This is a genomic window from Candidatus Poribacteria bacterium (genome assembly GCA_016866785.1).
Taxonomy (GTDB): Bacteria; Poribacteria; WGA-4E.
Map to the genome: position 1 here is coordinate 22,706 of VGLH01000046.1, position 7,262 is coordinate 29,967.

Annotated in this window: 8 protein-coding genes; 5 read left to right on the plus strand and 3 right to left on the minus strand. The window is 65.0% G+C overall.

Features of this window, described 5'->3' with window-relative positions; genetic code table 11:
* Positions 1-302: 302 nt before the first annotated feature.
* The 3 genes from FJZ36_08630 to FJZ36_08640 all read right to left on the minus strand — a co-directional run bounded on the left by FJZ36_08630 (position 303) and on the right by FJZ36_08640 (position 3,624).
* Positions 303-1,409, minus strand: a complete 1,107-nt coding sequence (locus tag FJZ36_08630) for a hypothetical protein (protein MBM3214965.1) — start codon at positions 1,407-1,409, stop codon at positions 303-305.
* A 185-nt stretch (positions 1,410-1,594) separates the two neighbouring features.
* On the minus strand, positions 1,595-2,947 hold the full coding sequence (locus FJZ36_08635; protein ID MBM3214966.1) for a hypothetical protein: 1,353 nt from the start codon (positions 2,945-2,947) through the stop codon (positions 1,595-1,597).
* Between the two features lie 47 nt (positions 2,948-2,994).
* Positions 2,995-3,624, minus strand: a complete 630-nt coding sequence (locus FJZ36_08640; protein ID MBM3214967.1) for a penicillin-binding protein activator LpoB — start codon at positions 3,622-3,624, stop codon at positions 2,995-2,997.
* 194 nt (positions 3,625-3,818) lie between these two features.
* Here FJZ36_08640 and FJZ36_08645 point away from each other — a divergent pair, with 194 nt between their 5' ends.
* The 5 genes from FJZ36_08645 to FJZ36_08665 all read left to right on the plus strand — a co-directional run.
* The gene (locus FJZ36_08645; GenBank protein MBM3214968.1) at positions 3,819-4,607 is read left to right on the plus strand and encodes a hypothetical protein; all 789 of its coding nucleotides are present in this window, start codon (positions 3,819-3,821) and stop codon (positions 4,605-4,607) included.
* Positions 4,608-4,632: 25 nt separating this feature from the next.
* Positions 4,633-5,217 (plus strand): LemA family protein, encoded by a 585-nt coding sequence (locus tag FJZ36_08650; protein MBM3214969.1) that lies wholly within the window; start codon positions 4,633-4,635, stop codon positions 5,215-5,217.
* 40 nt (positions 5,218-5,257) lie between these two features.
* Positions 5,258-6,001, plus strand: a complete 744-nt coding sequence (locus FJZ36_08655; protein MBM3214970.1) for a TPM domain-containing protein — start codon at positions 5,258-5,260, stop codon at positions 5,999-6,001.
* Between the two features lie 8 nt (positions 6,002-6,009).
* Positions 6,010-6,480, plus strand: a complete 471-nt coding sequence (locus FJZ36_08660; protein ID MBM3214971.1) for a TPM domain-containing protein — start codon at positions 6,010-6,012, stop codon at positions 6,478-6,480.
* Between the two features lie 60 nt (positions 6,481-6,540).
* The coding region (locus FJZ36_08665) for a dihydroxy-acid dehydratase (GenBank protein ID MBM3214972.1) at positions 6,541-7,262 on the plus strand (722 nt) is incomplete at its 3' end.

Consider the following 7,262-nt stretch of genomic DNA (forward strand, 5'->3'; position numbering starts at 1 on the left):
ACGATCCGACTTCGTGATGACGACCACGCGCGTCACGTTCATCGGGTCCAGCGCCTGTAGGCGGAACCGATCCGGTCGCTTGTAGAGGGCGATCTGCCGCACCTCTGATTTCGAGCCGTTCTCATCGACCTCCAGAGACAACTGCAGCCGCAGCGTCTCCGTGAGCTGCCTTCGAGCTCGCAGCGCCGGCAGAATCGTCGATTGTACGTACTCGTCCTGGTTCGGAACGGTCCTGGTCGTGGACGCGCAGCCGAGAACCAGAGCCACGCACGCCATCGCCAACAGGCAGCAGGTCGAACGCTTCATCGCGCCTCTGTCGAAAGCCCGGCGATCTTCCACTGGTCACCTGTTCTTGCGAGCCGGAACACCAAGGACCCCGTCGCCGTGCGGGGCACCAGCGGCGACAGGCGGAGGGAGTAGTTGACCACGGCGGACGCCTCATCGGCGGTCACACGCTCGATCGCCGGCGGTTCATAGCGGAACAGGAAGTAGGGAAATGCGCGGAATGTCTCCTCCGTTCGCTCCAAGAACGCCGTGCGGTCGTCCTCACCGGACTGGAACGACGCGTCGAGCGTCGCCGCGAGCGCCACGATGTCGTGTTCCTCGTAGGCGCGCATATACGCTGAGACGGTCGTCGCCGCGAGGCTCTCGTCGGCGCGTCGTTGCTCGGCGCTCTGGTGCTCGAGGTCGGACGGCGTCTCCGGCACCCTCTCGCTAGCCGCCACGGCGACCACGTCGTCGGGTTCTGCGGGTCCGAGCACCTCGAGCTCGGTAAGACGAATCGTACCCGACGCGTACTCCTCCCGGCGACCCATGACGGTCAAAGACCGCGTCCGAGTCGAGGCGTTCGTCCATCGTATCGCCACTCGGACGAGATCCGTGCGCACCGGCTGGAACGGAACCGCGATCCGAGGCGCTGTGGCTTCTTCGACGGTGTTCCACCGGCTGTCTGGCCCGCCGACCGGGATCGCGCGCATCCAGCGATCCGTCGCAGCGTCCCAGCACTCGACCAGCACATCGCGGACCCCGAACTTCGACGCTGGGAACTCCGCCGTATCGACGCTGTGCAGCACGATACCCGTCACGACTCTCGGTCGGCTCATCTCCAGGATGACCCAGCCCAGACAGGAATACTCCTTGCCGCCCCGAAAGTTGCGGCGCAAGCCCATCCACTCGACCGGCTCCTCTGCCGCGTCGTGATCGGATGGGTCGAACACCCGGTTCCGCAGTAGAGCGCCGGTGAACTCGACCTGCCAACCGGACCCCGGTTCCCACTCGGAGGGAGCCGTCACGCCGTCCACCAGCGCTAGCGGACCGAAGCCTTCGACGGCGGCGGGCACATAGAGGCGGTTGCCTTCGAGACGAGCCAGGTTCGTCGCCTCCATCGCGACATCGGAACGATCGACCACGGTGCGTATCGCGGTCGCAGTGCACCCTGGGAGCGCCGCGAGGACGGAGACCAGCAGAAGCGCGTACGAATGTCTGAGGAGGCGAGCCATCGTGAGAGCCACGGATGAAGTCTATGCGCCGGTTGAAGTCGCGTCAACACGCCCTTCTGCGGAGTCGGACGCTCCAGCAGATCGCGTTGAGACGCCTATTCGAACGTCCGGTAGTTGAGAACGGTGATCCGGTTCGCCCGAACGCGGACGCCCGGCAGCGTCTCCGTGGCGAGCGGCGCGCCGTCGCGGCTGAGGAACGTCAGCGCGATGTCGTGCGCGCCGTCCGGCAGACTCATCCGTACCACGTGGATGCGGTTCGGAAGGGTCTCCCACGACCGCGTGTCGGCGCGCTCGGTGGCGACGTTCAGCGCGTTGACCGCCCACCCGGCGAGAACGCTCTCCTTCTTCGCGCGGCGATGAGCCATGTACTTGAGCACGCCCCGCGCAGCCGTCCGCAGCAGAATCTTTCCCTGCTCCGACGCGAACGTCGCCCGAGCCACCGCCTCGACGTCCTCTGCGAGCACGCCTCGCCGCTCGACGTCGTCAACCGTGACGGCTACATCCGCGAATCGCGGACGGTTCGAGCCATAGCTGGGAACCGCGATCCAAAGCAGATAATCGAGCTGGGCGTCCTCCACAACGAGGTCGCGCCTGCCCGCAAGCGTCGTCGCGAACGACGCGATGTGTCGCTCGTCCGGCGAGTCGGATTTGAGGATGGGCAGCAGGATATTCTGCTCCTGCTTCGGCGGGACGAAACCGCTCTCGTAGATGAGCACGAGCTCCCCGGCGCCGGGCGCGGGCGGTGACAGCGCGCCATAGAGTTGCACGTACCGCTCCTCGTCGTTGCTGAACCCCAATGCGTGCGCGAGCCGCACGAGCGAACGCCCGACATCGTCGGGCATCGTCACTCCGAGTCGGGACTCATACTCTCGGTAAGCGCGCTCCGCCCAGCGATAGGAGATGTAGGCGTCGTTCAGTTCCCCAGCCCACTCGTAGAGGACACCGCCGATGTACGCCATGAAGGCGGTTCCCGCGTACGAGAACGTCGAGTCTTCGTCTGCGTACCGAAGCAGGAGCCGGCTCGCTCGGCGCACTTCCACCAGCACATCATCGGGCATCCCGGCGTAGACGTAGTTGAGTGCGCTGTAGTAGTGGGCGAGAAGGCGTTCGTACCGTGTTCCCGCGTAGTCTCGGACGGTGTCCGAGGTGAGTAACGACGTCGCTTCGCGAGACAGGCTCAGCGTGTAGAGGTCCTCCGAACGCAGACCCGCGATCTCGAACGCCGTGTTGCTCTCGTCGAACCGGTTCGCGTAGTGCGCGATCAACCCGCGCTCATAGAGGTACGGCAGCGAGGGATCGTCGGGCGACATGGCGTCCAGCCGCGCCAGGGACTCGTCGTAGCGTCCCAGCGCGACCTGCTCGCGGACAGCCGCCATGTTGTAGCGCGCGCATCCCGACGCGAGCACGACCAGCGCGGATGTCATCAGGGCGCAGATCCAGCGCGCCATGAGGTCTCTCCCGAAGTGCGCTTGGAGTCGTTCTACGGTCGGAGCCGCTATTCGCTGAACCGGCTGCGCTCGATGAGCTTCTTGATCTTCTTCTGACCGATCCACACCTTCTCGTTCGTCTCGATACTGGTCAGAGTCAGATCGACCTGGTAATAGACGACCTGCTTCCCGCCTTCGCGGTCCTCAATCGTGTTGATCTCGCCGGTCATCATGAAGTCGGCGCCCAGTTCCATGCCTCTCCGCTTGATCGTCTCGACCGAGGCGAACTCGCTTTGTTCCTCGCGCTCCGCTCGGAGCTCGCCGCGGTCTCGCGCTCCGGCGACGACGGACACGCGCCCGGAGTTGACGAAGGCTCGTTCGATGTCGCTGATGAACGTGGCGACGGGGATGTGCTCCATGCTCCGGTTGCGGATCGCGCCGACGATCACCGCCGGCTTCTTCCCACCGGATTGGGTCATGTGGCTCGTCAGCCAGGCTTGGTTGAGGCTGTCCGTGATCATCGCGTCGGCGGTCTGGCGTGAGTCGGTGTCGTTCCAGCGTCCAGATAGATCGGTCACAGCGCTGGGATCCAAACGCTTGACGCTCTTGCCTCCGCAGGCAGCGATGGACAGGCTCATCAGCACGAAGCCGACGGCGACGGCGTACACAGCGATGCGATCTCGTCTCGTCGAGGGCATGATCGTCTCCTTGCGGTGCTCCGGACGCGCTGATAGCAGCTTGGCGGGCGGACACGGACGGCTCACACACGTAGAAACGTCGCGTCTCCGCAGACGGTTTGCAACGCCGTCAATCGCTTGGCTGCCTCGCTCGTTATGATAGAATAGGCGCAGAAAAGAGATCGTGCCGGACTCTTTGAACCAGGTGGACGAGCATGAGCAACCCCCGGAGGCGATACCGGCACCTCCAGGCGCGAACGAAACGAGACGATCCCGGCGATCCTGCCGCCGCGGAGCGGGCCCGTCGAGCGCTGGCGGACCTCGTCGAGGAAGTCGTCGAGGTGCCCTCGTACCGACCCCATACGGAGCATGTGGACCCAGCCCGCACGTGGATGCGAGTCGCGCGGTGGGCGGCGGGTGCGGTAGCGCTGGCGGCGGTGCTGTTCGGCGTGGTTTACGCGGCTCTAGCCGTCCACGGCAGGTCTGAACGCCTCCGCGAAGAACGCACGCGCGCGGAACGTCGACGGGTCGTGTTGAGCCAAGTTCGGTCCGAGCTGCAAGCCCACGTGGCGGTCCTGCGCGACCAGACGGTAGCATTGTCTACATTCGAGCAGGCGGTCCGCGCATGGCAGCACGTCCCACCGCCGGAGCTCGTCACGGAGTTCTCGTCGCAATCGTGGGACACTGTCTCGCGCGACCCACTGGTGTATGAGGATGCGAGCCTCTATGACGCCATCGTTGCCTTCTACGCGTCCCTGCCAGGGATCGCCGCGCAGACGCAGGACTACCTGCAACAGGCGAGCAGATGGCGCGCGGCGACACGGGGCTACACGAGCGACTCGCTCGCCAAATCGCGCGACAAGCGCACGATCGTCCGTATTCGCGAGATCGACAACGATTTCGCCGACGCGACGCGGGCGTTCTCCGAGCGGATTGCGCTCCAGCGAGACGCGGGAGAGGAACTACTCATAAAGCTGGCGACATTCGACCGATCCGAACCGTGACCCTCAGCCAACACAGGAGCGAGCCATGAAGTGGGCTCTTGTCGCCCTTGGCGTTCTCGTCCTTATCAGCGTTCTCTTCGCAGGTTCGTTGTTAAGCACGTACAACGGGTTCGTCGCGAAGCAGGAACAGGTCTCGTCCCAGGTCGGGCAGCTCCAAAACGTACTGCAGCGCCGCGCGGACCTGATCCCCAACCTCGTCGAAGTCGTGAAAGGCTACGCGAGCCACGAGAGCGAGACGCTCGAAGCGGTCGTCCAGGCGCGCGCGAACGCGACCCGTCCGCAGATCAACGTCAAGGACGCGAAGTCGGTCAACGACTTCATCGCGGCGCAGGACCAGTTCTCGTCGGCGATTGCGCGTCTCATGGTCGTCGTCGAGAACTACCCGCAGCTCAAGGCGGACACGCAGTTCTCGCGGCTCATGGATGAGCTCGCGGGCACCGAGAACCGCATCAGCGTCGAACGCAAGCGGTATAACGACGTCGCGCGCGACTACAACACGGCGATCCGCCGCTTCCCAGGCGCGATCGTCGCCAACCTGACGGGGTTCGACGCATTCGCCTACTTCGAGGCTTCGCCGGATTCGCAGACGGCGCCGAAGGTCACGTTCTAGCGCTGCCCGCGCCCGGATGACGCGAGCGAGGAGGCAGCTCATGCGAACCATCAGAGCGCTGCTGATCGCCTGTCTGTGGGGGGTGACGGCAGCCCTGCACGCGACCGTGCCGGCGCTGACGGGCTACGTCAACGACTATGCCGGCGTCATCTCACAGTCCCAGCGCGCGCAGTTAAGCGCCTCCCTCGAAGCATTCGAGCAGCAGACATCCAACCAGATCATCGTCCTGACTGTGGTCTCGCTGGAAGGGCAGGACATCGAGTCCTTCGGCATCGAGGTCGCCGAAGCCTGGAAGGTGGGTCAGAAGGGCAAAGACAACGGGATCATCCTCATCGTCGCCGTCGCCGACCGGAAGATGCGCATCGAGGTCGGCTACGGACTGGAGGGCGCCGTTCCCGACGGACTGGCAGGCGCGATCATCCGCGACCAGATCGCTCCTCGGTTCCGCTCGAACGACTACGGCGGCGGCATCGCGGCGGGCGTCAATGCGCTCATGGCGGCGACTCAGGGCGAGTACCAGGCGGAACCGCAGTCGCTTGATCTGCGTCGAGAGGGACGAGGCGTGCGATCCATCGTGCCGATCATCGTCCTGATTCTGATTGTCGTCGTGGTGTCGCAGAAGCGACGTCAGTTCACGATCGGCGGGCGCGGCGGACCGTGGAGTGGATTCGGCGGATTCGGAGGATTTGGCGGCGGCGGTGGTGGGTTCGGAGGAGGAGGAGGCGGATTTGGGGGCGGCGGAGGCGGTGGATTCGGAGGAGGCGGCGCCTCCGGAGGTTGGTAGGCAGGACCATGGTTGAACGATTCCGATTGGGCGGCGACGACCGGAAGAAGCTGCGGTTGGCGATCGCCGACTTCGAGCGGCGCACCAGCGCAGAGATGAAGGTCTCCATTCTGAACCGGGCAAAGGGCGACCCCTGGGAAGCCGCAGTCGGTGAGTTCGCGCGGCTCGGGCTGTCCAAGACGAAGCAACGGAACGCGGTTCTCGTGTGCGTGATGCCTCGCATCCGAAAGGTCGTTGTCCTCGGCGACGAAGGGATCCACAATGCAGTCTCCGACGGGACGTGGGATCGCATCGTGGAACTCGTCCTCAACGAGTTCCGCCAAGGTCGGTACTTCGACGGCCTGGCGAACGCGATCCGAGAAGTCGGCGGGCTGCTCGCTACCCACTTCCCGCATCAAGCAGATGACGTCGATGAGATCCCCGACGACATCGTCGTCGGGGACGACGACACGACCGATCCTCCCGACGCCAAGACCTGATATGCTCGGTTCGACCCGCCATGCTGCGACGCACCGGTGACATAGGAGAGGAACGGTCGCTTGAAGGAACTTCGGATTCTGCGCGGCACGAACCCGTACGCGCTGGGTGTGCAGGGCAAGGCGAACGAACCCATCTGCGTCGCGGGGCTGCTCGACCGCGCCCGACGCGATCTGGGGTTCCGCGACATCGAGTACCCGCTGACGGACATCTACGACCGCCTCGAGGCGAACGCGCCACGCGTCGCCATCATCGGCGGTTCCCTCGACCATCCCGCCCACATCGTCGACTGGGATACGACGCTCAAAGCGGCTTACCGTATCTGGAGGAACGGCGGCGTCCCTTTCTACTTCTCGATCCCCGTCATGTGCGACGGGACCGCCCAGAGCAACGCAGGCATGGCTTACTCGCTCCAGTCGCGCAACGCTTCGACGGCGATGGTCGTCAACCAGATGGAAGGGCAATCCTACCACGGGGCGTTCGTCATCCAAGGATGCGACAAGACGCCGATGGCGGTCGTTTGCGCGCTCGCGCAGCTCGACGTAACTCGGCGGCGACGGGGTGAGGCTCCCGTGTTCGCGACGTTCGCCCCAGCTCACGTCCTCCGCGGCGGCTCGATTCCCGACGACCTGCGCGATGAGCTCGACGCCCTCGCCGCGCGCGCCGAGTCCGCCGGGCATCCACACCTCGCGGAGGAACTGCGAGAAGCCTGCCGCTACATCCTCCAGTGCTCGTCGAATCAGGCGTTCCAGGGCATCTTCGAGAGGATGACCCAAGAGGGGAT

Coding starts and splice junctions, on each gene's coding strand:
- FJZ36_08635 (MBM3214966.1), bottom strand. CDS start 2,947: ATGGCGCGCTGGATCTGCGCCCTGATGACATCCGCGCTGGTCGTGCTC.
- FJZ36_08640 (MBM3214967.1), bottom strand. CDS start 3,624: ATGCCCTCGACGAGACGAGATCGCATCGCTGTGTACGCCGTCGCCGTC.
- FJZ36_08645 (MBM3214968.1), top strand. CDS start 3,819: ATGAGCAACCCCCGGAGGCGATACCGGCACCTCCAGGCGCGAACGAAA.
- FJZ36_08650 (MBM3214969.1), top strand. CDS start 4,633: ATGAAGTGGGCTCTTGTCGCCCTTGGCGTTCTCGTCCTTATCAGCGTT.
- FJZ36_08655 (MBM3214970.1), top strand. CDS start 5,258: ATGCGAACCATCAGAGCGCTGCTGATCGCCTGTCTGTGGGGGGTGACG.
- FJZ36_08660 (MBM3214971.1), top strand. CDS start 6,010: ATGGTTGAACGATTCCGATTGGGCGGCGACGACCGGAAGAAGCTGCGG.